This is a genomic window from Microbacterium sp. CIAB417 (assembly GCF_022788845.1).
Map to the genome: position 1 here is coordinate 85,931 of NZ_JAHZUT010000004.1, position 24,806 is coordinate 110,736.

The 24,806-nt window shown below is 70.5% G+C and carries 18 protein-coding genes and 2 pseudogenes; 4 read left to right on the forward strand and 16 right to left on the reverse strand.

What is annotated here, in order from left to right:
* Positions 1 to 264 precede the first annotated feature (264 nt).
* From KYX17_RS17810 to KYX17_RS17820, 3 genes and pseudogenes are all read left to right on the forward strand, one after another.
* A complete protein-coding gene (locus tag KYX17_RS17810; RefSeq protein WP_243228301.1) occupies positions 265 to 1,614 on the forward strand; it encodes an HNH endonuclease signature motif containing protein in 1,350 nt (449 codons plus the stop codon).
* A 231-nt stretch (positions 1,615 to 1,845) separates the two neighbouring features.
* Positions 1,846 to 2,346 (forward strand): annotated as a pseudogene (locus KYX17_RS17815) (ABATE domain-containing protein); the annotation flags it as partial.
* A gap of 42 nt (positions 2,347 to 2,388) precedes the next feature.
* A pseudogene (locus tag KYX17_RS17820) lies at positions 2,389 to 2,583 on the forward strand (LacI family DNA-binding transcriptional regulator); the annotation flags it as partial.
* Between the two features lie 42 nt (positions 2,584 to 2,625).
* On the opposite strand, the gene KYX17_RS17825 reads toward KYX17_RS17820, so the two are convergent.
* The 11 genes from KYX17_RS17825 to KYX17_RS17875 all read right to left on the reverse strand — a co-directional run bounded on the left by KYX17_RS17825 (position 2,626) and on the right by KYX17_RS17875 (position 17,266).
* Positions 2,626 to 4,524, reverse strand: a complete 1,899-nt coding sequence (locus KYX17_RS17825) for a helix-turn-helix domain-containing protein (protein ID WP_243228302.1) — start codon at positions 4,522 to 4,524, stop codon at positions 2,626 to 2,628.
* 57 nt (positions 4,525 to 4,581) lie between these two features.
* Positions 4,582 to 5,400: an enoyl-CoA hydratase/isomerase family protein gene (locus KYX17_RS17830; RefSeq protein WP_243228303.1), complete on the reverse strand. Its 819-nt coding sequence runs from the start codon at positions 5,398 to 5,400 to the stop codon at positions 4,582 to 4,584.
* Positions 5,400 to 6,665 (reverse strand): CaiB/BaiF CoA-transferase family protein, encoded by a 1,266-nt coding sequence (locus tag KYX17_RS17835; protein WP_243228304.1) that lies wholly within the window; start codon positions 6,663 to 6,665, stop codon positions 5,400 to 5,402. The genes KYX17_RS17830 and KYX17_RS17835 overlap by 1 nt, the downstream gene beginning before the upstream one ends.
* Positions 6,662 to 8,020 (reverse strand): MFS transporter, encoded by a 1,359-nt coding sequence (locus KYX17_RS17840; RefSeq protein WP_243228305.1) that lies wholly within the window; start codon positions 8,018 to 8,020, stop codon positions 6,662 to 6,664. The genes KYX17_RS17835 and KYX17_RS17840 overlap by 4 nt, the downstream gene beginning before the upstream one ends.
* A gap of 120 nt (positions 8,021 to 8,140) precedes the next feature.
* Positions 8,141 to 9,352, reverse strand: coding sequence for a M20 family metallopeptidase (locus KYX17_RS17845; protein ID WP_243228306.1), 1,212 nt, complete (start codon positions 9,350 to 9,352; stop codon positions 8,141 to 8,143).
* Entirely contained in the window at positions 9,349 to 10,119 is a 771-nt protein-coding gene (locus KYX17_RS17850; RefSeq protein WP_243228307.1) for an ABC transporter ATP-binding protein, read from the reverse strand. Before KYX17_RS17850 ends, KYX17_RS17845 begins: the two co-directional genes overlap by 4 nt.
* Positions 10,116 to 11,912, reverse strand: coding sequence for a dipeptide/oligopeptide/nickel ABC transporter permease/ATP-binding protein (locus KYX17_RS17855; protein ID WP_243228308.1), 1,797 nt, complete (start codon positions 11,910 to 11,912; stop codon positions 10,116 to 10,118). Before KYX17_RS17855 ends, KYX17_RS17850 begins: the two co-directional genes overlap by 4 nt.
* A gap of 3 nt (positions 11,913 to 11,915) precedes the next feature.
* Positions 11,916 to 12,959 (reverse strand): ABC transporter permease, encoded by a 1,044-nt coding sequence (locus KYX17_RS17860; protein ID WP_243228309.1) that lies wholly within the window; start codon positions 12,957 to 12,959, stop codon positions 11,916 to 11,918.
* A gap of 1 nt (position 12,960) precedes the next feature.
* Positions 12,961 to 14,550 (reverse strand): ABC transporter substrate-binding protein, encoded by a 1,590-nt coding sequence (locus KYX17_RS17865; RefSeq protein WP_243228310.1) that lies wholly within the window; start codon positions 14,548 to 14,550, stop codon positions 12,961 to 12,963.
* A 38-nt stretch (positions 14,551 to 14,588) separates the two neighbouring features.
* A complete protein-coding gene (locus KYX17_RS17870; RefSeq protein WP_243228311.1) occupies positions 14,589 to 16,163 on the reverse strand; it encodes a hydantoinase/oxoprolinase family protein in 1,575 nt (524 codons plus the stop codon).
* The gene (locus KYX17_RS17875; RefSeq protein WP_243228312.1) at positions 16,160 to 17,266 is read right to left on the reverse strand and encodes a DUF917 domain-containing protein; all 1,107 of its coding nucleotides are present in this window, start codon (positions 17,264 to 17,266) and stop codon (positions 16,160 to 16,162) included. The genes KYX17_RS17870 and KYX17_RS17875 overlap by 4 nt, the downstream gene beginning before the upstream one ends.
* 73 nt (positions 17,267 to 17,339) lie before the next feature.
* On the opposite strand from KYX17_RS17875, the gene KYX17_RS17880 reads away from it, so the two are divergent.
* Positions 17,340 to 18,818, forward strand: a complete 1,479-nt coding sequence (locus KYX17_RS17880) for a helix-turn-helix domain-containing protein (RefSeq protein WP_243228313.1) — start codon at positions 17,340 to 17,342, stop codon at positions 18,816 to 18,818.
* A gap of 9 nt (positions 18,819 to 18,827) precedes the next feature.
* On the opposite strand, the gene KYX17_RS17885 is transcribed toward KYX17_RS17880, so the two are convergent.
* The 5 genes from KYX17_RS17885 to KYX17_RS17905 are packed head-to-tail and all read right to left on the reverse strand — an operon-like array spanning position 18,828 to position 24,776.
* Positions 18,828 to 19,967 carry a CaiB/BaiF CoA-transferase family protein gene (locus KYX17_RS17885; protein ID WP_243228314.1) on the reverse strand — a complete coding sequence of 380 codons (1,140 nt, stop codon included), beginning with the start codon at positions 19,965 to 19,967 and terminating at the stop codon, positions 18,828 to 18,830.
* Between the two features lie 29 nt (positions 19,968 to 19,996).
* A complete protein-coding gene (locus KYX17_RS17890) occupies positions 19,997 to 21,580 on the reverse strand; it encodes an amidohydrolase (RefSeq protein WP_243228315.1) in 1,584 nt (527 codons plus the stop codon).
* A 2-nt stretch (positions 21,581 to 21,582) separates the two neighbouring features.
* Entirely contained in the window at positions 21,583 to 23,052 is a 1,470-nt protein-coding gene (locus KYX17_RS17895) for an amidohydrolase (protein ID WP_243228316.1), read from the reverse strand.
* 45 nt (positions 23,053 to 23,097) lie between these two features.
* Positions 23,098 to 24,126, reverse strand: coding sequence for an ornithine cyclodeaminase (locus KYX17_RS17900; protein WP_374208968.1), 1,029 nt, complete (start codon positions 24,124 to 24,126; stop codon positions 23,098 to 23,100).
* Entirely contained in the window at positions 24,123 to 24,776 is a 654-nt protein-coding gene (locus KYX17_RS17905) for an FMN-binding negative transcriptional regulator (protein ID WP_243228317.1), read from the reverse strand. Before KYX17_RS17905 ends, KYX17_RS17900 begins: the two co-directional genes overlap by 4 nt.
* Positions 24,777 to 24,806 lie beyond the last annotated feature (30 nt).

Genomic DNA, 24,806 nt, shown 5'->3' on the forward strand with positions numbered 1-24,806 from the left:
TGGCGGCGCGCGAACACGGAAAAGATAGTCCCGGCCAGCGGGGTGACGAAGGCTGCGACGAACCCGACCAGCGCCAGGGTGTTCATCCTCGCCGGGGCGTCAGTGGTGGTCACGCGTTCAGACTAGGGCGTCAGACTGGACGTGTCGACAGACCGTCGGATCGCCCGCCGACGCCAGCATTGCGCTCGCACTCCCGTCGATGGTCTCGAACATTTCTTTCGTAGTTATCTTCCATTCTTGCCGCAGATCGGCTAATCTGGATGCATGACGACGACGCATCTGGATGCCCTGCACGAGGCGGTTTCCCGCCTCGACGCGGTGTGGGCGGATGCCGAGGACGCCGCGCACCTCGACCGGGCGGCCCTGATCGCAGCCAACGAGGTCCTGGGGCGGTTGCGTCGCGTGACGGACGGCCTTCAGGCGGAGGTCGCGGCCGGGATCGCGCATGAGTCGCGCACAGAACTGGGTGCCGAGTCCCTGGCGAAGCAGCACGGGTTCCGTACGGCGGCGAAGCTGATCGCCGCGACCACCGGAGCGTCCTCCACAGACGCGAGCCGGCTGGTCACGGTCGGCGAGGCCACCGCGACGCGCAGCGATCTGCTGGGCGCACCACTGCCGGCGAAGCATCCGGCGGTGCGCGAGGCACTGAACACCGGGTCGCTCGGCGCGCCCGCAGCGGCGCTGATCGTGGAGCTGCTCGATCGCGTGCAGTTCCGTGTCGCTGCAGACGACCTGCAGGATGCCGAACGACTGCTCGTGGACAAGGCCACGGCGCTGTCCCTGGACGAGGTCCGCAAATTGATCGCTCGCGCCGAAGCACATCTGGATCCGGACGGCATCGCACCGCGGGAAGAGAATGCCCGCGCCCAGAACTCACTGGTGTTCTCCGAACGACGCGGACGCCTCCATCTCGAGGCCGACTTCGACCTGCCGACCGGCGCCACGATCAAGGCGGCGCTGGAAGGGCACACCACTGCCGTGTTCGCCTCCCGTGCGAACGCGATCGATCCGGATGCCCCCGACGCCGACCGTCGCACGATCGCGCAGATCCGCGCGGAGGGCCTCGCGCTGATCTGTGCGCACGCTCTCGGTTGCGACAATGACGCTCCTGCCCTTGCCGGAGCCACCGTCATCGTCCGCGTCAACCTCGACGACCTCACCACCGGCACCGGATACGGCACCATCGACGGCATCGACCAACCCATCAGCATCGGCGCCGTCCGCCGCCTGGCCGCAAACGGCGGCATCATCCCCACCGTCCTCAACACCGACAGCGACATCCTCGACTGGGGACGCGAAAAACGCCTCTTCACCCGCACCCAACGCCTCGCCCTCACCGAACGAGACGGCGGATGCGCCATGTGCACCCTCCCACCCTCCATGACCCGCGCCCACCACATCAACTGGTGGAACCGCGACCACGGCACCACCGACCTCAACAACGGCATCCTCCTCTGCGACAACTGCCACCACCGCATCCACGACAACGACTGGACCATCCACATCGACGGCACCAGCACCACCGCCCACGTCTGGTTCATCCCTCCACCCCACATCGACCCCACCCGCACCCCACGCCTCGGCGGCACCGCCCGCTACACCCTCGCCGCCTGACAGCACCTACGCACACGCGCGCGTGCGTACGTGTACGTGCGTGGAGGGCGTGCGTGCGCGCGTGGAGACCCGGCGCCATAGTGCGCCCCTCCGTCGCCCGGGACCCCATGAATCGACCCCGCGACCGACGACCGGCGACCCGCGACCCGCGACCCGCTACCAGCTACCAGCTACCAGCTACCGGCGAACCGGCCCATTGACGCGCACCGGCAAACCGGTTTCACTGGTGTCATGGCTACCGACAGGACGCCGCCAGCGGCGCAGCTGCTGATCGATTTCGTGAACACCGTCGAATGGCAGACCGACGACGAGACGTGGGAATCGCCGCGCGCACTGACGGACTGGCTGCACGCACGCACGGGCACGACGGCGACCGCGACAGCGACCGCGGAGGATCTCGCCCTGGCGCAATGCATCCGCGAGGGCCTGCGCGAAGTTCTGCTCACCCACGCCGGACACGAACCCCTCCCGGGTGCGATCCCACGACTGAATGCGGCACTCGCGGAGATCCCGATGCACTTCCGCTTCGGGGACGGCGGCGATACGCGCCTGAGCTCGGGTTCCGCGTCCTTCCTGGATCCCGTCCTGGTCGCCCTCGACGCCGCCCGCGCCGACGGCAGCTGGGCCCGCGTGAAGGCCTGCTCCCGCGACTCGTGCCGATGGGCGTACTGGGACGCATCGCGCAACCGATCCGGTCGGTGGTGCACCATGGCGGGCTGCGGCAACTACATCAAGATGCGTCGGCGCAACTCGCCAGAGGCGTCCGAGTCCGACATGATCGCGCCCCGCGACCGCCCGCCGCGGATGCTGGACGTCGCCGCGCTGGCCGGCGTCTCCATGAAGACGGTGTCCAACGTCGTGACCGGCGCGGTTCCCGTGTCACCGGGGACACGGCAACGCGTGGAAGCGGCGATCGCGGAACTCGATTACCGACCCAATCTCGCCGCCCGCGAACTGCGGACCGGACGTCGCGAGCACATCGGCGAGTGACGACCAGACCCGCGCGAAGACTCAGACCTCGCCGGTGAGCGACCGCCGCAACCGCTCCAGCCGCACGGCGGCCTGCACACGGAACCGGTACTCCGAGTCGGCGGGATCACCGTCGAGCAGCGTCCAGATCCGGTCGAGACGCTGCTGCACGGTGTTCGTGTGCACGCGCAGCGCCGATGCGGCGCCCTGCCTGTTCTCCCCGGCGTCGAAGTACGCGCAGAGCGTGTCGACGAGGACGGTGCCGCGTCGAGCATCCCACTCGCGCACAGGACCGAGAACACCCTCGACGAAGCGCGCAACGACGTGGTGCTCGCCCGCGGCGAGCGCGTGATACGGCAGGAAGTCCTCGGACCGCACAGTCGCCCCGGTGATGCCGAGCGGCGCGAGCACGCGCAGATCCTGCGTCGCCCGCTCGACGGAAGCCCGCAGAGCCGGCAGGTCCGCAGCGGGCGGACCGACCACCGCGGCAACCTCCCCGTCGCCGAAACGCGCCGCGAGCACCCGGCGGACCCGGTCGGTCGCGGCCTCCTGATCACGAACGGTCCAGGCGACGACCAGATGCGAATCGCGCGCGGCCACGAGCCCTTCATCGCCCACGGCATCCGCCGCCGCAGCGAGCGCACCCTCCTGCCCGCGGACCTCGATCACCGCCGCGCCGACGATCGGACCCGTGACCTCGGCCTCCAACGAAGACGCCTCGGCGGTCCCGTCGAGCACCGCGCTCAGCAGCCGGGACCGCCGCTCGGCGCGGATGGCAGCCACGGCGTCGCGCTTGAACGAGACGAGCGCGGCGACGTGCGCAGCACGCTCGAGCGTCGGCCGGGCGACATCATCGGGGAGCGAGTCGACGTCCTCGGCCACGATCGCCCCGAGCACCCGATCCGCACCGAGCACCGCGACGACCAGCCAGGTCCTGCCATCCCCGCGGATCGACTCCGCGTGCCCGCTGGCACGGCTCGACCGGATCGCCTCGGCCAGAACGCGCCGCCCCGGGAACCCGTCCGTGCTGCCGCTCGGCGCCTCGAAGGGACGTCCCGACTCATCGACGGCGAGCACGGCTCGACCGAGCCGTTCCGACACCGTCGCCACGAGGTCGACCAGGGTCGCTCCCGACATCACCGCGGCCGTGAGCTCCTCATGGATGCCGCTGACGACCTGCGTCGTCGCGAGATGCCGCTCGAGCTCACGATAGGCGCCCTCGGCACGGGCACGCGCCGCAGCGCTCTCGGCGAGCACCCGGGCGCTGTGCAGGACGGCCGCCGCGTGGTCGGCGAACGCCGAGAGCAGCAGCACCTGATCCGGCGTGAAATCGTGCGCGAAGCGATTGCACGCGAAGAGAGCGCCGAGGACCTCGTCGCCCACGGCCAGCGGCACGCCGAGGAACGAGACGAGCCCCTCCCGGCCGACCGCGAGATCGATGGCCGGGTCATGCGGGGCCTCAGCCATGCCCGCATACTGCCTCACCCAGGCGGGCTCGCGCGTACTCGCGACCAGGCTCGCCAGCCCGTACCCCGCCGGCACGAGCAGATCGCGGAACTCCGGCGTCACCGTTCCCGCCGAGTAGCGCACGCGCAGGTCGCCGTGCGCGTTGTCGACCTCGGACAGATAGGTCACGTCGGTGCCCATCAGCTGGTGCGCGCGCTCGACGAGCCGCCGCAGCACGTCGGTCACGTCCTGCAATCGCACGAGCTCGCGGGCCGTCGAGAACAGCGCTTCGAGCTCGGCCGTCCTCCTGCGCAGTCGCGCGGTCTGCTGCTGCGACTCCTGCACCGAGTCGAGCAGCTCCTCGACCTCGACCGCCGAGACGTCCGCCTCGGCGAGCAGCGTCGCGAGGGCGGCGGTGCTCTCGCCCGGCTCCGCGCGGGTCGCGGCCACGACCTCGCGCACCAGCGCAGACGGGATCGCGCGGTTCTCGCTCAACGCGCCTCCTCGAGCAGCGGAATCCGGACTGCCTGCAGTCTACGAGCGGCGGCCTCGTCAGCCGTCGGCACGCCCCGTCTCGGCGAGTGCGGGCGCGGGCGCGGACGAGCGCGAGGGGAAGGCGGGAGCACGCCGCGCGGCGAAGGCGGCCAGCCCTTCGCGCGCGTCGTCGCTCGCGAACGCCTGCTGCCCGAGCACGGCTTCGTGACGGAACGCCTCGTCCTCGGGAAGATCGGCGAGCGCCCTCACGGCGCGCTTCACCGTCGCGAGAGCCGTGGCACTGCGGGTGAGCAGCTCTTCGGCGACCTCGAGCGCCCTGTCCTGCAGCTGCGCCGTGGGAACCACCCGGTTCACGAGCCCGTAGCGCATCGCCGTCTCGGCGTCGATCCGACCACCGCGAAGCATCAGATCCATCGCGAACGCGTACGGGATCTGACGGATCAACCGCACGAGGGTCCCGCCTGCGGGCACGACGCCCACCCCGGTCTCCGGGAGGGCGAACTGCGCGCCGTCGGCGGCGAGGCGGATGTCGGTGGACAGCATGATCTCGAATCCGCCGCCGAGGCACAGGCCGTTGACCGCGGCGATGACGGGCTTCTCGAGCGTGGAGTGCTTCTGGTGCGCGGCATCCCACTCGCTGATGTCGAACCGCTCCTCGGTGAGCGCGGGGATCGACTCCCCGAGGTCGGCGCCGACGCAGAAGGCGCGATCGCCCGCCCCCGTCAGCACCGCCACGCCGATGCGGCGATCGTCGCGCACCTCGGCGAAGGCCTCTCCCAGTTCCTCGTACATGGCGAGCGTCAGGGCGTTCAGCTTGTCGGGCCGGTCGATCGTGATGACGGCGACCGATCCCGATCGGTCCAGACGGATGCCCATCAGACCGTCCCTCCGGTGCGCAGCGCCTCGACGTCCTCGACCGAGAACCCGAGGAAGTCCGTCAGCACGCGATCGGTGTGCTCGCCCTTCTCGGGAGCGAGGCCGGCGGTGCGCGGCGGGGTGCGATCGAGCTTGACGGGCGAGCCGAAGGTGCGCAGTTCCCCATGACCGGGGTACTCGTTGGCGACGATCATGCCGCGAGCCGCGATCTGCGGATCCTCCACGACCTCGCCGATGTCCTTCACGGCGCTCAAGGGGACGAGATCTCCCGCGAGCGCCTCGAGCTCGCTCTTGGTGCGGTCGGCGAACCACCGGACGACCATGGGGCGCACCTTCTCTCGGTAGACGTCCGCATCGAAGCGCGCCGCCATCGCGTGCAGGTCCGGATGCTCGTCCCAGTCGGCCGCCGACCCGAACGTCTCGCATGAGATGCGCCAGAACTTGTCCGTGTAGCCGCCGAAGAACACGAACCCGTCCCGGCAGGGGAACAGTTCGTACGGACGCACGAACGGGTGCTCGTTGCCGAGCGGCTTGGGGACCTCGCCCTCGGCGGTGTAGGCCACCACCGCGTTCTCGGTCAGGGTCAGCACGGAGTCCTGCTGCGAGATGTCCACGAGCTGCCCCTGACCGGTCTGCTCGGCGTGACGGAGCGCGGCGAGCACCCCGATCACCCCGTACAGGCTCGCCGCGAGGTCGCCGATGATGGTGCCGACCCTCGTGGGCGGGCGGCCGGCTTCGCCGTTCATCGACCACAGGCCTCCGGTGGCCTGCGCACTGTTGTCGTACGCCGGACGCAGGCGGTAGGGGCCCGACTGCCCGTAGCCGCTCAGCGCCGCGTACACGAGTCGCGGGTTCACCCCGCGCAGCCGCTCGTAGCCGTGCCCGAGCCGATCCATCGTGCCCGGCCGGAAGTTCTCGACCAGCACATCGGCGCGCTGCACGAGCCGGTCGAGCACCTGCGCGGCGTCCGGGCTCTTCAGGTTCAGCGTGAAGCCGAGCTTGTTGCGGTTGTACTGCGCGAAGAAGCCGCTGAGCGGCTCCTCCCCGTCGCGGGGCAGCAGCGGCGGGAACGTGCGCGTGTAGTCCGGGTCGTCCGGATTCTCGATCTTGATCACGGTGGCGCCCAGGTCCGCGAGGATCATCGAGCAGTACGGGCCGGCCACCACGCGGGTGATGTCGAGCACGACGACCCCCGCGAGCGATCCCGGCGCGGCATCCACCCCTCCCCGGTCGTTCAGCAGGGCGCGGGTGAGGTCGTCGATCATCGAGGAGTTCCTTCCGAGGCGGGGGTGAGAGCGCCCCGCCGGCGCGTGATGCGGTGCAGGGCAGTGGCCGAGACGAGCGTCACGACGCCCGCCACGACGATGTACAGCGCGATCGCCCAGGAACCGCCGAAGACCGTCAGCAGTTCGAGGTAGATCATCGGGACGAACGCCGAGCCGACGATGGTGCCGATGCCGAGCGCGAGCGACATTCCGGTGTAGCGGATGCGCACGTCGAACGCCTGCGCATAGAGGACGCCCAGCGTGCCGTAGGTCGCGCAGAAGCCGACCGTCGTCGCGATGTAGGCCACGAAGGCGGCTGCCAGGCTGCCGGTGTCGATCAGCCAGAACGCGGGGAACGCGAGGACGATCGAGATCACGGTCCCGACGGCGAACACGCGGGTGACGCCGAACCGGTCGGCGAGCCGGCCGGCGAGAGGGAGGCCTCCGAGCGCCAGCAGCGAGCAGATCGTCGCGATCGTGAGCATCTCGGACTGCGCGTGGCCGACGAACTCGGTGCCGTAGGTGAGGCTGAAGGTGAAGAGCATGTAGAACACGGCGCCGATGACCGCGAAGCTCAGGGCCGCAAGGAGCACCTGGGCCGTGTGCGTCTTCAGCGTCTCCCACAGCGGCACGCGGACGGCCTGCCCCGAACGACGCATCCGCTCGAACTCCGGCGTCTCCGTGATCTTCAGGCGGATGAACAGCCCGACCAGCACGAGGACGGCGCTGATGAGGAACGGCACCCGCCATCCCCAGACGGAGAACGCGTCGCCCGGCAGCGCCACGAGCGGCAGGAACACGAGCGTCGACAGCGTGAGCCCGACGGCGAGACCCACCTGCGGGAAGCTGCCCAGGAAGGCGCGCCTTCTCGGGGAGGCGTGCTCGACGACGAGCAGGACCGCACCGCCCCACTCGCCTCCGAGAGCGAATCCCTGCACGAAACGCAGCAGCATGAGCAGGATCGGCGCGGCGACCCCGATGGCCGTGTAGGTCGGCAGGAGACCGATGAGGAAGGTGGCTGCTCCCATCAGCACCAGCGAGACCACGAGCATCCGCTTGCGGCCGATGCGATCGCCGAAATGCCCGAACACGATCGAGCCCAGCGGCCGGCCGAAGTAGCCCACGGCGATGCCGCCGAAAGCGAGGATCGTGCCGACGAGCGGGTCGTAATCGGGGAAGAACAGGCTGTTGAGGATCAGCGCCGCCGCCGTCGAGTAGGCGAAGAAGTCGAACCACTCCACGGTGGTGCCGACCACGCTCGACGCGACGATCGTGCGGATCTGCCTCGACGACGCGGCGCCGTCGGTGCCGGATTCCTGGGCTGGGCTCCGGGTGTCGGTGGAGGCCGAAGTCATGAGTGCGTTCCCTTCCACCGGCGTCTCCGCTGACGCCGGGCGGAGCCAGCCTGACAGGTCGGGCGAAGGCGATCCATGGCGAATGCGACCACATCGGGCGCGGGACCATGTGCGTGAGAGCTACCCCCGCGACGGGTCGCGCTCGAGCCGACGCCAGGCGAGTTCCGCGAGGACCGACGCCTGCAGAGGGATGACCGAGTCGTCGAACACCGCATTCTCGGAATGCAGCGGCAGAGGCCCGGTCTCGGGTGCCGCGCCGACGAACACCAGCGTGCCCGGCACCTCCTGGAGGACGTAGGAGAAGTCCTCCGAGGCCATGGACGGCGCCTCGAGGCGCGTGACGCGTTCGGCTCCCACCAGTTCGTCCAGCACGGCCAGCACGGCGCGTGTCTCGACCGGATCGTTGTACGTCACGGGGTACGAGGCGATGAACTCGCTCTCGAGCCGGCATCCGTTCGCCTCGGCGATGCCGGCGAGCAGCGCCGGGAGCTCCGCGCGCACGGTCTCGAGCGTCGTCATCGAGAGCGTGCGGATGTTGGCCTCGAGGTGCACGGCCGCAGCCAGCACATTGCTCGCCTCCGAGTCGCTGCTCAGACGCGTGATCGAGATCACGGCCTGGTCCGTCGCCGGCAGGCGCCGCGCGGCGAAGGTCTGCACCGCGAGGATGAGCTGCGCGGCCACGGGCACCGGATCGATGCCGAGCTGGGGGAAGGCGGCATGCCCGCCCGTGCCGTGAAGCGTCATCCGCAGGGCGCTCGCGCTCGCCATCATCGGCCCCTCGCGTGTGACCAGCCGGCCGCGCGGCGTCGCGCTGTCGACGTGGATGGCGTACGCGGCGACCGGACGCTCGCCGGCGGCGGAGAGAACGCCCTCCTCGATCATGATCCGCCCGCCGGCCTGTCCCTCCTCACCGGGTTGGAACATGAACACGACGGTGCCGGGGAGCTCCTCCCGGCGTTCCGCGAGCACGCGTACCGCGCCGAGCATTCCGGCCATGTGGAGGTCGTGGCCGCACGCGTGCATCGCGCCGGATGCGGACGCGAACGGCAGTCCCGTCGCCTCGGCGATGGGCAGGCCGTCCATGTCGCCGCGCAGCAGGACCACGGGGCCGGGCCTCCCGCCCCGGAGGACGGCGGTGATCGACGACAGAGAGGCGCCCGTGCTGATCTCGAGCCCCAGGCCGTCGAGCTCCCGGAGCAGGATCTCCTGCGTCCGTGGAAGGTCGAGGCCGATCTCGACAGCCTGGTGGAGCTCACGGCGCACACCGACGAGCTCCTCGCGCAGAGCCTCCGCAGCGTGGGCGAACGAGCTGTCGTCGACGGGGGAAGTCATCCGAATCGCATCCTCTCTCCGAGTACCGGGACCGCCTCGAGGAGATCCCGCGTGTAGGGGTCGGCGGGGTCCGCCAGCAGCGCCTCGGTGGGCCCCGATTCCACCAGCCGCCCGTGACGCATGACGCACACCTCGTCGCTGATGTATCGGACGACCGCGAGGTTGTGCGAGATGAACAGCATCGACAGCCCGAGCTCCTGCTGCACCTCGCGCAGCAGATTGAGGATCGCGCCCTGCACCGACACGTCCAGGGCGCTCGTCACCTCGTCGGCGATGAGGACGGACGGTTCCCCCGCGAGGGCGCGTGCGATGGTGATCCGCTGCCGCTGCCCGCCGGAGAACGCGGCCGGACGCTCGTCCGCCCGATCGGGATCCAGGTGGACGAGGGCGAGAAGCTCCCGCACCCGCGCGACCCGTTCCGCCCGGGTGAACCGGCGCCCCGCCGCCCGCAACGCTTCCGCGATCGAGTCGCCGACGGGCATGAGCGGGTCGAGCGCCGAAAACGGGTCCTGGAAGACCAGCTGCATGCGGCGACGGGCTCGACGCGCAGCGGCTCCCGCACCGGCCGCCTCGACGCCGTCGACCCGGATGGATCCGCTCTCCGGTCGGACCAGGCCGACCGCGGCGGCCGCGATCGTGCTCTTTCCCGACCCCGACTCTCCGACCAGTCCGACGGTGCGTCCTTTCGGCACCGCAAGACTCACGGACTCGACGACGCGCATGCGTCCGTACCGGACGCTGAGGTCCGTGATCTCCAGCGCGTTCACGCGGGCACCTCCTCATCCAGCGGCGACCCGTCCAGAGTCTGCTCATCGAGCGCGTCCGGGCGCAGCTCCGGGGGGATCACCGGCAGTGGCTGCGTCCGGTCGCTCGTCATGTCGGGCAGGCACGCGATCAGCGCCTTCGTGTACGGGTGCGTCGCCTCCTCGCGGATGCGTTCGGCCGGCAGGCTCTCGACCATGAGTCCGTCCTTCATCACGATGACCCGGTCGCAGAACGCCGACACCAGCGCGATATCGTGGGAGATGAAGACGATGGCCGCTCCGGTCTCCTCCTGGGCGCGGTGCAGGACGCCCATGACCTGACGCTGCACCGTCACGTCCAGCGCCGTGGTCGGCTCATCGGCGATGATGAGCCGCGGCCGGCCGGTCAGCGCCATGCCGATCATCGCTCGTTGACGCATGCCGCCGGAGAACTCGTGCGGGTACTGCTTCAGGCGGGACGGAGCGTCGGCGATGCCGACCGCTGTCAGCGCCTCCGCCGCCCGCACGCGTGCCTGGGCCGGGCGCATGCCCATGTGGACCTCGGGGACCTCCGTGAGCTGGCGGCCCACGGTGAGAGCGGGGTTCAACGAGGTGAGCGGGTCCTGGAAGATCATGCCCAGTTCCACGCCGAGCCGGGAACGGTCGGAGGCCGTCAGCGGACGGGTCATGTCGATGTCGTCGAACCGATGCACCGAGGTCGTGACGCGGGCGTCGTCACCGAGCAGCCCCGCGAGCGCCATCGCCGTGAGCGACTTGCCCGATCCCGACTCCCCCACGATGCCGACGACCTCACCCCGGAGGATGCGCAGATCCACACCGCGCACGCGTTCCACGAGACCGCCGTCGGCGGTCGGGAAGGCGACGTGCAGGCCGGAGATCTCGGCGACCACGTCCGCTGCATCGGCGGTCGGCTCCGAGTGAGCAGCGCGGCGACGGGAGCTCAGCGTCACTCCGCCGGCGGCCCGCGCGGCGACGGTCCGCCAGCCCTGCCCCTGCGTCCCGGCGACCGCTTCGCTCAGCAGGGTGAACACGAGGCCGGCCAGCACGATCGCGATGCCCGGGCCGATCGCCGCGAGCGGGTTGACGTAGATGCGCAGGATGCCCTCCTGCAGCATCCGGCCCCAGTCGTAGGCGGGGGCCTGCACGCCCAGCCCGAGGAAGGAGAGTCCGGCGAACGACAGAAGAGTGACGCTCGCCGTCGCGGCCGCGTTGACGAAGAACGGATTGGCGATGTTCGGCAGCACATGACGCCACAGGATGCCGATCGGGCCGACTCCGACGACACGCGCGGCCCGCACGTAGTCGCGGCCCGACACCGATGAAGCGAGGTTGTAGACCAGCCGCGCGAACGAGGGGACTCCGGCGAAGCCGATCGCGAGCATCGCGCCGGTCGCGGTCGCACCCCAGATGACGGTGAAGAACAGCACCATGAGCAGCCACGGGAACGCGAGCAGGATGTCGAGGAGCCCGGTGAACCACCGACGCGGATACTTCGGAAGAATGCTCGCGACCAACCCGAAGACGATCCCGCCCACGAGCGCGATCGCCGTCGCTCCGAGCGTGAGCACCAGCGTGAGCCGCGTCGCCGCCAGCACCCGGGCGAAGATGTCCCTCCCGAGCTCGTCCGTGCCGAACGGGTGCGCGACGCTCGCACCGAGCAGCCGCGATGAGACGTCGGTGGCCTCCGCCGCGGCGCCCCAGATCATCGGCCCCGCGATCGCGAGGAAGAGCAGCAGGGCGGATCCGACCACCGCAGCGATGGCCGTGGGATTCAGGAGTTTCGTGCGCAGGGACATGATTCAGCCCTCCGTGATGGACGAACGCGGATCGATGGTGGCGAGGATCACGTCCACGACGAGGTTCACGCCCAGCACGATGAGGGCGTAGACGATGACGATGCCCTGCACCATCGGGTAGTCCTTCGCGCCCACCGACGAGACCATGATCATGCCGAGACCCGGGATCGCGAACACCGTCTCGATCAGCACGGTCGCCGCGGTCAGGCCGGCCAGCGTCATCCCGCCCACCGTCAGGGACGCCGTGACGATGTTCGGCAGCGCGTGCCGGAGGTGGATCAGGCGTCGCGGCAGCCGCTTCGCTCGCGCCGTGGTCATGTAGGTCGTGTCGAGCACCGCGATCATCTCGACCTGCACGATGCGCACGAGGTACGCCAGCGGCCCGACGGCGAGGGCGATGACCGGCAGCACGGCATCCGCCGGCGTGCCCCAGCCGGCCGCCGGAAGCCAGCCGAGCTGCACCGCGAAGAGGGCGATCAGTGCGACCGCGACGAGAAAGCTGGGTACCGCGATGAGGATGCCGAGCACGCCCGAGAGCGTGATCGACAGTCCTCGCCGGCGGCCGGAGCGGGCCAGCGCCGCGGCGCCGATCCCCGCGGGAAGGGCGCACACGACGGCGATCGCGAAGGCGAGCACGGCCAGCAGCAGCGTGGTCGGGAAGCGCTGCGCGATGACGTCCGCCACCGGACGCTGCAACCGCACCGATACCCCGAGATCACCGGTGAACAGCCCGCCGACGAATCGGAGGAACTGCTCCCACATCGGACGGTCGAGCCCGAGCTGCGCCCTCGTCGCCTCCACGAGCTGCGGAGTCGCACTCTGCCCGAGCGCCGCGCGCACGGGGTCGCCGGGCACGAGGTACATGAGCAGGAACGAGGCGACCACGACCACGGCGAGCGAGATCACCAGCCGTCCGAGGCGGCGCAGAAGGAACGCGGTGCGCGGGGAGAGCCCTCGGCGCAGACGGCGCTCCTCCGCTCGCGCCGCCAGGGCGGCCGTGCTCGCGTCGGCCACCTCGGCGGTCGGGAGAGGAGGAGTCGTCGTCATGTCAGCCCAGCATCCGGATCGACGTCGGCAGGATGTAGTTCGGCTGATCGAACACCGCCCCCGACTGGTAGGTGGGCAGGATGTTGTCGATCACCGGGAAGACGTCGAAACGCTCGATGAGCTCGGCCTCGGCATCCTGCCAGATCCCGCAGGTGTCCTCCGGGGTGGCGCTGGACGCCTCGTCGACGAGCGCGGAGTACTCCGGGTTCTCGACCCACATGAAGTTGAGTCCGCCGTCGGTGGGCATCGCGCCGTCGAAGAACGTCGAGAGCACGAGCGGCCCGCCGGGCGCGACCTGGATCCAGCCGGTGTCCCAGTCGAACGTCGACCACAGCTGCTCCGACCAGGCGGCCGCGTCGTTCGCGGCGAGCTCGGTCGTCACGCCCAGCTCGTCCCAGGTCTCCTTGACCAGTTCGGCCGCAGGGGCGTGCGTCGATGTGGGTGCGTTGTAGACGAACTTGATCGTGAGCGGCTGACCGTCCTTGTAGCGCAGGCCGTCCGACTCGAGCGCCCAGCCGGCCTCGTCCAGCAGCTCGCCCGCACGGTCGAGGTCGGTCTCGGGCAGCTCCCATCGGGGGCCGTCCGCCACGCAGAGCAGCGGCGTCTTCGTGACGAGCGAGACCGGTTCGAGCCCCTCGCCGTCGGCGATGACGGTGCCGACCTCCTCGCGGTCGATTGCGATCGACAGCGCCTCCCGCACGAGCGGGTCGGCGAACGGGCGCCCCTCCTTCTCGTTGAACAGCATCATCCCGACGGGATTGCGCACGCCCACGTGGGTGAGGCCTGCGCCGTCGAGGCGGGCCCGATCCGCTCCGGAGATCGACGCGGCGTTGATCTCGCCGGAGATCAGCAGGTTCGCCGCGGTGCTCTCGTCGGTGACGACGCGCGCCTCGATGACGTCGGGGAGCCCCTCGGTCTCGCTGGTCACGTCATCGGGTCCCCAGGTGTAGTCGTCCCGCTTGGTGAAGGTGTACGTGTCCCCGGGCTTGACGTCGCTGAGTGCGAACAGGCCGGTGCCGTCGGTGGTGTCGGACAGGGTCGTCGGGTCGGCGAGCCCCGCGTCGCACACCATCAGGATGGTGCCGACGTTGACCGCGAGGAACGGCGAGTTCACGGCGCTCGTGACGGTGACCGTGTCGCCGTCGGCGACCGCCGAGACGTTCTCGTCGATGACCGAGCCGTACGAGAACGTGGCGTTGGCCGGGTCGGCGTTGTAGTTCAGGTTGTCCGCGACGGTCTGTGCCGTGAACTCGGACCCGTCGGAACAGGTGATGCCCTCCTTGAGCGTGAAGACGACCTCGGTGCCGGTCTCCTCCCAGCTCTCGGCGAGCCAGGGCTCGAACTCCCCGTCTGGGGTGACGGAGATCAGCGACTCATACGCGAGGCTCACGACGCCCCAGGTGTCGGGCGAGATCGCCTTCAACGGGTTGAGGTCGCCCGGGTCGTCGTTCACGGCGGTGACGAAGGTGCCGCCGGAGACGAAGTCGCCCTCCTCCGCCGACGGCTGATCGGTCGAACCCGCGCAGGACGCCAGCGTCAGCGCGAGGGCGGAGAGAGCGGCGGCCACGGGTACTGCGGTACTGCGTTTCATAGCGATCTCCTGGTTTCGGGTGGGGGATGAAGCTGCGGTCAGCGGGCCGGCACCTCGGCGGACAGCCGCGCGAGCGGACCCGCGGCCTTGACGGTCACGTTGACGGTGGGCTGCGCCGTGTACGGCACGTGGGTCTCGAGGACCTCGACGACCGAGACCTGCAGCGGATCGGCGCCCGCCTGGATCGCCTTGGCGATGGCCGCTTCGGATGCCTGTTCGATGGCGGATTCTCGATCGCCCATCGGCGCCATCTGATCCGCACGGCCTCCCGCCAGCGAGATCGCCGCGCCGACGGCGTTGGCGACCCCGCCGTGGTCGGGGCGCAGGATGCGGCCCGCACTGGCGAGCCGGTCCGGCACGAGGAACCCGCCGCCGCCCACGACGACGAGGGGGATGTCCACCCGGCCGAGGGACAGCCGCTCGACGGCCTCCTCGAGGCGATCGGCCACGACGGCGAGGGCGTGCTCGAGGGCCTGAGCCGTCGCCTGGTCGAGGGAGGGCAGGGAGCGCCCGGCCACGGGACTGCCGGACAGCGCCGCGGCATCCGTCAGCGTGGGTGTCGACCCGCCGAACAGGAGACCTTCGCGATCGATGCGGTAGCCCACCGAATCCGGCCCGACGCGTCCGGACCGGATGTCCACGACGGTTCCTCCGCCGATGCCGACGCTGAGGATGTCCGGCATGCGGAAGTTCGTGCGCACTCCGCCGATCTCACGGGGCAGCGTCGACTCGCGCGGGAAGCCGCCGACCACGACGCCGAGGTCCGAGGTCGTGCCGCCCACGTCGATGACGATCGCGTCGTCGTGACCTGAGAGGTAGGCCGCGCCGCGGATGGAGTTCGCGGGACCCGAGCCGATGGTCAGCACCGGGTACTGCGCGGCGAAGTCCAGCGACATCAATGTGCCGTCGTTCTGGGCGAAGAAGGTCGTGGCGTCGAGCCCCTCCTCCGCGACGACGGTGACGAGGGCATCCGTCACCGAACGCGCGACGCTGTACAGCGCGGCGTTGAGCAGCGTCGCGTTCTCGCGCTCGAGCAGGCCCGTCGGGCCGATGTCCTGGCTCAGGAACACCCGGGTGTCCTGACCGAGGTGGCCGCGCAGCAGTTCCGCCACCTCGAGCTCCTGCTCCGGGGACGACGGGCTGAAGATCCCGGCGACGGCGATCGCGTCGAAGTGGTCGAGGCCGTCCACGAAGCGCAGGATGCCGTCGCGATCGAGCGGCGCGATGGGGGTGCCGTCGACCATGTGGCCGCCGCCGAGCATCGCGGAATCGGCGAGCACCATGCGCACGAGGTCCTCGGGCCAGCCGGTCAGCGGCGGATACTCGGTCGCGGCAGGCGCTCCCAAGCGGATCATCGCGACCTTGTCCAGCTGTCGCCGCTGGACGATCGCGTTCGTCGCATGCGTGGTGCCGAGCATGACCCGCGAGACACGGGACCGGTCCTCGCCGATCGTAGTGAGCACGTCGCGGATCCCGGCACGGATGCCGCCCGTGATGTCGTCGGTGGTCGCCCGCTTCGTCCACGCGAGCACGGCGCCCTCGCCGTCGAGGACGACGGCGTCGGTGTTGGTGCCGCCGACGTCGACGCCGATGGAGAGGTCGCGGGCGGTCATCGGGCCACTCCTTCGAAGGGGACGTAAGGGAGGTCGTAGCCGAACGCCGCCGGTCCCGCGAGCTCGAGGCCGCGGGGCGTCCGCCAGATCGGGTCGCAGGCCCAGGCGAGCACCGAGACGCGCTGCCCGAAGCGCAGCATCTCGGTCGTGATGGCATGACCGGTCTCGGCGTCGATGATCGTGATCAGGTCGGGGACGCTCACGAGCACCTCGCCGTCCTCGAGCACGAGCAGGTTCTCGTTCTGAAGCTCGAGACGCTGCAGGCGTCCGCGATCGGCTCCTGTGCCCGTGATCGTCACCGACCCGCGGACGAATCCGCCGACCGTGCGGCGATCGAGATCGGTGATCTTGCCGGTCATGAGCACGCGCGCGTCGAGCTCGGCGGCGACGGCTGCGACCGGGTCGGAGGAGGACATCAGTGCGTGTCCGACCCGGATGGCGGCGCTCACGGTGCCCTCGATCACCGCTCCGCGCACGGTGTCGGCGGTCATGGGATAGTGCGCGCCGATGCAGATCGAGCCGCTCGCCACGGTGAGTGCGCGTGCGTGACGCTCGAGCCAGTGCAGATCGATCGTCTTCATGACGGAGATGTTGCCGACGACGTCGCTCTGCACCGCCCACTCGCACGCGATGCCGGCGACGTTCATCGCGACCATCGCCGCATCGGGGAAGGCACGGCCCATGCCGTCGGCATCCAGGATCTGCAGACCCAGTCGCGCGGCCCAGCCGATCGGCTGGACGCCGTTGCTGCCGCCGATCTCCGCGGCCATGAGTGTGGTGACCCTGCGTCCGAGCAGCCGCTCGGCCTCGGCGAGAAGCGCGTGGATCTGGCCCGTCGCCGACAGCATCTCGATGCCGACGGTCGGGGCGCCGATGCCCGACATCAGGATCACGACATCGTCGGGGCCGAGGTCGTCGACCGTCACGAGCCGGACGGGACCGTGGGCGCGCAGGGCGTTCTCGACCATGATCTGGGCGGTGTACACGGCGCCGCCGCCGCCGGTGCCGAAGATCGCGGTGCCGACGCCGAGGGCGGCGATGTCATCCGCGGTGATCTCGGTGATCGGCGCCGCGGTGCGTGCGGCGGAGGAAGTCTGGGCCATGTGTTCACGGTACGGAGGCGCACTGGCCGCGACAATGTTCCGAGCATCCAGTGTTTCCGGGCATACTGTGCGCATGGCACAGTACTCGTTACGAGACCTGCACGAGGACGCCGGACGCCTGGGCCTGCGCCTGCACGCCGGCCCGATCGACGAGCGCCAGGTCAGCCGCGTCGATCTCGCCGCCGTCGATCGCGTCGACGCTCTCGCCGCCGGAACGCTCGCGATCATCCCGGGTGACGAGCAGCCGCCGCCGTTCCGCATCGACGTGGCCCTGCGCCAGGCGAGCGCGCGCGGGCTCGCCGGACTCGTTTTCACGGCCCCCCTCACGCTGGCCGAGACCGCCAGGGTCCTCGCCGACCGGGGCGGCGTGCCGGTGTTCTCGGCGACGGGAGTCGGCGCGGCGGACCTCGCCAAGACCGTCGACCGTGCGATCTCCGGAGGCGCGTCCGAGGCCATGATGCGCGGTGCGCGCGCGGTCGCCCTCGCCACCGAGGCCGCCGCCGACGAGGACTGCACGACCGACACGATCCTCTCCACCGCGGCGGCCGGTCTCGGCACCGAGCTCCGGGTCGCATCCGATCCGTCCGTGTCGTGGAGCGACGCCGATGCCGTGTTCATCGGGGAGGTCGTGATCGGGCGGCTGGTCGCCGAGCGCGCCGACGGAGCCACGGAGGTCGCACTCCCCGTGATCGCCTCGCTGCTGTCGCGGGTCGCCCAGCGACAGAGTCGCGACCGCTACGCCCCCACGCAGTCGCGTGCCGATCTGCTGGTGGAGCTGGTCCTCGCCGACTCCTCCCGCGCGGACGGCTTCGTCGCGCAGGCCGCGCGTCTCGGCCTGCCGCTTCCCCAGTCGCACGTGGTCGCGTGGCTGGCACCGACCCGCCGGAACGACCCGGACGCCCAGGCACCGCGCAGCGTGAAGCCGGCGCTCGAGCTGTTCGCGCTGCAACTCGTGGAAGCACGGGAGGAGCTCTGGCATGTGGCCTTCCTGCAGGACGACCTGATGCTCGTGTGCACGGAGGAGCACGGCGCCGGCGACCATCAGCGCCGCGTGCGCGAGGTCGCGGTGCGCGTCCAGCAGCGCGCTCAGGAGCTCGCCGGAGCCGACTGGGCCTACACGCTGGGTCTGGGCACGCCGCAGGTCGGCGCCCTGGGGCTTCGGCAGTCCGCCGCCGAGGCGCGCATCGCGGCGGAGTCGGCGATCGCTGCCGGCCGCCTCGGCGGTGTGGAGCTCACGGACGTCACGGGACTCCGCCGCGTTCTGCTCGACCTCTACGCCTCTCCGATCAGCAGGGAGCTCCTGCACGACATCCTCCGGCCCCTCGACGACCTCGGCCCGGAACGCGCCCTGACGTCGACGCGCACCCTGCTCGCCTATCTGGCGCACCGCGGATCCCTCGTCCATGCCGGGAGGGAGCTGATGCTGCACCCCAACGGCGTCGGGTACCGCATGCGGCGCATCCGCGACCTGCTGGGCATCGATCTCGACGACCCGGACGCCCGGTTCGCGGTCGAGCTGGCCTGCCGCGTGCGCCTGCTGGCCGCCGGCTGAGGGCGACCCTCAGACGCGATCCCGAAGCTCCTGGCGCAACGGCGCCCCATGGGCATCCAGCTCGGGAGCGCGCGCGAGCCGCGCGGTGCCGTTCGTCCCCATCGCGGAACGGACCACCGACAGGCCGTCGTCCTCCTCGATCAGCCCCAGCGTCTGTGCCTGCGCGCTGCGCGCGGCCTCCTCGGGGCTGCGGACCCTGGCCACCAGCACGCGCGCAGCGCGCAGCCGCTCCACCACCGTCTCGAGCGGGAGCGCGGCGACCCGGGCCGCGAGGATCTTCTCCAGCTCGTCGCGTCCCTCGACCCGCGCCCGGTTGCCCGCCCACCGCGGGGCACCCAGTTCCTCGCCGAGGTCGAGCGCGGCCACGAGCCGCGCGAACATCGGGTCGTTCGTCGCCCCGAGCACGACATGCCCGTCCGCCGCCGCGAATGCCCGGTACGGCACGATCGACGGATGCGCGCTGCCCCACGGCTTCGACGGAGGTCCGCCCGCCGACGTCGCGGCGATCACCGTCCCGAGCGAACTCAGCGCTGTCGCGAACAGCGAGAACTCCAGGCGTCGCCCGACACCCGTGCGCTGACGCTCGAGAAGGGCGGCGATCACTCCGCCCATCATCGACAGGCCGGTGGCGATGTCCACCATCGCCACTCCCGAGCGCACCGGGTCGGCGTCCTCGTACCCGGTGACGTGCATCAGGCCGGATTCCGCCTCGACCGTGACCGCAGTGCCCGGCTCACCGGCGAGGGGGCCGTCCTGCGCGAATCCGCTGATCGACGCATAGACCAGCCGGGGGAAGCGCTCGCGCATCGCGGCCGCTCCGATTCCGAGCCGGTTCGCCACACCGGGCCGGAAGCTCTCCACCAGGACGTCCGCGGTTCCGATCAGCCGATGGGCCGTCTCGATGTCCGCGGGGTCGGTGAGATCGAGGGCGATGCTGCGCTTGCCGCGATTGATCGCATGGAAGTACGCGCTCGAGCCGTGCACGAAGGGCGGACCCCAGTGTCTCGTCTCGTCACCGATGCCCGGCTGCTCGACCTTGATCACGTCGGCGCCGAGTTCGGCGAGCGTCATGGTCGCGTACGGTCCGGCGAGCAGCCGCGTGAAGTCGATGACACGGATGCCCTCCAGCGGGCGGAACTCGTCGCTCATCTGCTCGTCCCTCCACGGCCGTCGCCCGCTCAGCGGACGTAGACCTGCTCTCCACGGATCCATGTCTCGGCGACCCGCACGCGCGAGATGTCCTCCGCCGGTACCGAGAACACGTCCTGGTCCAGGATCGCGAAGCTGCCGTCCGACCCCGGCACGAGCGCGCCGGCCCCGGAGAGCGGCGACAGCGTCGCGGCGCGGGACGTGTACAGCAGCAGCGCCTGCGGCACGGTGATGGCCGCCTCGGGCCCGAACTCGACGCCGTTGTACGTGCGCCGACGCACAGCCGCCTCGACCGACAGCATGACGTCGTCCGCACCGCTCCAGGCCGTCGCTGGGCGATCGGAGGACAGCGCGAGCGCCCCGAGACCGGAGTACAGGCGAGCGATCGGATAGGCGTCCGGCACCTGCTCGACGCGGAGGGCCTTCTCGTAGCCGTCGTACTCGGCGAAGAAGAAGACGGTGTGGGTCGCGATCCCGAACGTCATCCGCGCGGAGGACAGCCGCTGGAGGTAGTCGTCGCTCACGATGGTCGCGTGCTCGATGCGCACCGACGGGATGCCGTCGAGCCAGGGCTCGGCATCCTCGAACAGCTCCACCACCCGGTCCAGGGCGCGGTCGCCCATGGCGTGAACGGCCAGCTGCACGCCATTGCGGCGCGCCCATTCCCCGGCCGCGAGCACGTCGGCATCGTCGACGAGACGCAGACCGTGGTCGCAGGAGCCTGGGTAGGCCTCATGCACCCATGCCGTGCGGTTGGAGTACGCGCCGTCCAGCACGACCTTCACGCCCCCGATGCGGATGCGCCCCTCGCGGTCATCCGGTCGGAGATCGGCGAGCGGGGCCTCAGGGTCCCATCCCGGGTAGAGCGCGACACGCGTACGCAGACCGCGCTCGGCCGCGGCGCGGAACGTCGCCAAGGGCTCGTCGATCCGGCTGGACAGCAGATCGCACACGGCGACGATGCCGCGCGAAGCCCATTCCTCCCCCAGCGCGACGAGGGCGGCGATCTGCTCGTCCCTGGTCGGCACGGGGACGAATCGCGCGACGGCGTTCACGGCCGCGATCTCCGTCAGCACGCCGTCGGGCACCCCGTCGGCATCGCGCTCGAAGCGGGCGCCCTCGGGATCAGGGGTCGTCGCATCGATGCCGGCGATCTCCAGCGCGCGGGTGTTGCACACCGCTGAGTGGGCGTCGCAGCGCCAAACGAGCACGGGGCGTTCGGTGCTGACGCGGTCGAGGTCCGCGGCCGTCGGCCCGGCACCGCCGGGGAATCGGGTGTCGTCATACCCGCGGCCGAGTATCCAGGCATCCGACGAGTCGCTCGCTCGAGCATGCGCGCGCAGCGTCTCGACCAGATCGTCGCGCGAGAGCACGGCGGGCGGGAAGCACTCGACGGCGGCGGCCGTGCCGGCCAGAAGCGCCGGATGGGTGTGGCTGTCGAGCAGTCCCGGCAGCACCGTGCGCCCGCCGAGATCGACGGCGTCCGGATCCCGGACGTCGACGGCCTCGCCGACCCAGTCGATCCGGCCGTCGGTGATGCGGAACGCCGAGGCGAAGCGCGTCTCGGATTCGCCGGTGAAGACGCGGCCGTTCGTGAAGGTCCGGCTCGCCATGCTCACAGCGCCCGGTGGGTGAAGCGGCCGCCGAGCAGAGTGGCAGCGACGGGCATGTTCCGCAACTGGTCGCGGTCGCAGGCGTACGGATCGTGATCGCTGAGCACGAGGTCGGCCGGCTGCCCGACTGCGAGCGAGGTGCGCACGGATGCGGCGAGCGCGACGTCGAGGTCGAGACGCTGCTCCGGATGCCACGCGTCGCGTTCGCCGCGGCTTCGCGTGGTCGCGGCGCTCAGCGAGATCCACGGATCCAGCGGGGCGACGGGCGCGTCCGAGCCCAGGCGCAGTACCGCGCCGGAGCGGTGCAGCGATCCGAAGGCGAACGCACGGCCGGTGCGCCCGGCCCAATGATGATCCGCGACATCGCGATCGTCCATCGCATGCTCCGGCTGGACGCTGGCGATGAGCCCGAGCTGCGCGAATCGGGGGAAGTCCTCCTCGCGGACGAGCTGAGCGTGCTCGATCACACCCTTCATGCCGAGCGCCTCGAAGGTGTCCAGCACGTCGCTGTTGGCGCGATCGCCGATCGCGTGCACGGCCGCCTCGATGCCGGCGCCGCGGGCGCGCTCGAGCAGCCGCCGGAGCTCGGGGATCGGCACGCTCTCCATGCCGCACGCATGCGGATGTGCGGGGTCCATTCCGGGGTAGGGATCCCAGCACCACGCCGTCCGGGTGTTGAGCGAGCCGTCGACGACGACCTTCAGCCGTCCGAACGTGATGAGTCCCGCCTCGTCGACGATCTCGCCCGTGCGATGTCCGTCCGCGATCGCCGACTCCAGCGCATCGGGCCAGACGGCGATGTCGGCGCGCAGAGACGTGAGGCCGCCGGCCGTGCGGGCCGACCATTCGGCGGCGTTGTCGGTCTTCTCGTACTCCACGATGCCGACGACCCCGCGGGAGGCGGCTGCCGCGGCCGCCTCGGCGTAGGCATCGGCGGGCAGGTGCGCAGCCTCGTCGAACGAATGCAGCAGCCCGATCCACGGTCCCTCCCGCAGAAGACCCGTCTCGTCCAGCTCCACGCCCAGCCGCTTCGCGGCCGCGCGGTTCATCCACCCGCAGTGCAGATCGCCGCTCACGAGCACCACAGGGATGTCGCTGACGGCGCCCTCCAGCGCCGCGAGGCTCGCGGGCACCGGCCACAGCCCGTCGCGGAACCCGTATCCCATCAGCATCCCGTCGGTGAGGGGCGCGCCTTCGGCGCGCGCCCGCCGGACGATCTCGAGCACGTCGTCCGCGCTGCGCGTGCCCGTGAGGTCGAGCCGCCGGCGACGGATGACGTGCTGGGTGAAGTGCACATGCGCGTCCCAGAGTCCCGGGCCCACCCAACGGCCGTCCGCGTCGACGACCTCTCCGGTGGGCGTGACGCTTCCGGTCGGCGCGATCTCCGTGATCACGCCGCCGTTCACGATGATGTCCACCGGTTCGGCGGCATCGTACGGACGCACGCCGCGGAGGGTGAGGGACTCGGTCATGATGCTCCTCTCGGCGCTCGTCCGAGCGCGCATGCTGTTCGGCGGTCAGCCTACGGGGACAGGGGACGTCGTGAATCCGAAGAGATCCTTCGGATCCTCGGGGGCGGCGACGAGGTCGATGTCCTCGCCGAGGCCGGTGCCGACCAGGTCGGCCCGCACGTGCCGCAACGCGGCGAAGTCCTCGATCGCGAAACCCACCGAGTCGAAGATCGTCACCTGCTCCGGGGACGTGCGGCCGACGGCGGCGCCTGTGAGCACCTGCCAGAACTCCGTGACGGGGAAGTCGGGAGCGACGTTCTGGATCTCGCCCTCGATCCGCGTCTGCGGGGCGTACTCGACGAAGACCGGACCGCGTTCGAGGATGCGCGGGTCCAGTTCCGTCTTTCCGGGGCAGTCGCCGCCGATGGTGTTGATGTGCATGCCGGGCACCACCTCGGCATCCGTCAGGACCTGCGCGACCGCCTTGTCCGCGGTGCATGTCGTCACGATGTCCGCGCCAGCGGCGGCTTCGGATGCCGAGGAGCACACCGTGATGTCGAAACCGCGCGACGCGAGGTTGCGGACGAACTTCTCCGAGGCAGCCGGATCCACGTCGTAGATGCGCAGCCGCGAGATGCCGAGGACCCCGCGGAAGGCGAGCGCCTGGAACTCGGCCTGACTGCCGGCGCCGATCATGGCCATCGTCGTCGAGTCCGAACGGGCGAGACGACGCGCGACCATCGCCGAGGTCGCGGCGGTGCGCAGGGCCGTCAGCACGGTCATCTCGGCGAGGAACACGGGATATCCGTTGTGCACGTCGGCCAGCACGCCGAACGCCGTGACGGTCTGGAAGCCCCGCGCCGGATTGAACGGATGGCCGTTCACGTATTTGAAGGCGTACACGTCCGGATCGCTGACGGGCATCAGCTCGATCACCCCGAACGGCGTGTGACTCGCGATCCGATGGGTCTTGTCGAACGACTCCCAGCGACGGAAGTCGGACTCGATGGTGTCGGCCATCTCGGTCATGATCGTCTCGGCGCCGCGCCGCGAGATCCACTCGATCATGTCCGCCACTCCCACGAAGCGCGTCACGACGTCATCCCCCTCTCGCCGAGGCGCTGCGCGTTGACGGCTGCGATGCGGTCGGCGAGTCTCGGGTTCTCGTACGGCCCGGGACGGCGCAGCGCCTCGACGACCCGCCCGATGACCTCCGCCGGCTTGTCCTGACTCATCTTGTCCTTCGCCTCGAAGCGCTGCACGCGCAGACGGAAACCGACCGTGCCGTGCACGATGCGCTCGGCGTATGCGGTGTTCTCCAGCGTCCGAGCCAGAAGGAACGGCTCGGGCAGCGGACGCTCGAACCGTTCGACCAGGCGATCGAGCACCCGCAGGTTCTCCTCGTCGGACAGGATCTCCGGCGTGCCGTGCAGGTGCGCGACCGCGAAGTCCCAGGTCGGAACGGCGGGCGAGACGCCATACCAGCCCGGTGACACATAGCCCTGCGGACCGTAGACGATCACCATCACCTCGTGCTCGCCGAGCCGGTGCAGCCGCTCGTCGGGACGGCCGACATGACTGAGGAGCACGATGCCGTCGGCATCCTCGTCCAGCAGCACCGGATAGTGCGACGCGACGAGCCCTTCCCCCGGTACATGGGTGACGATGCTGGCCCACGGGTTCTCGCGGACGAGCGCGCGCACGGCGTCGACGTCATCGAGGGCGTAGTCGGGGTTGTGCCTCATGGACTCTCCTGTCGGAAGCGTTGAGTGGGA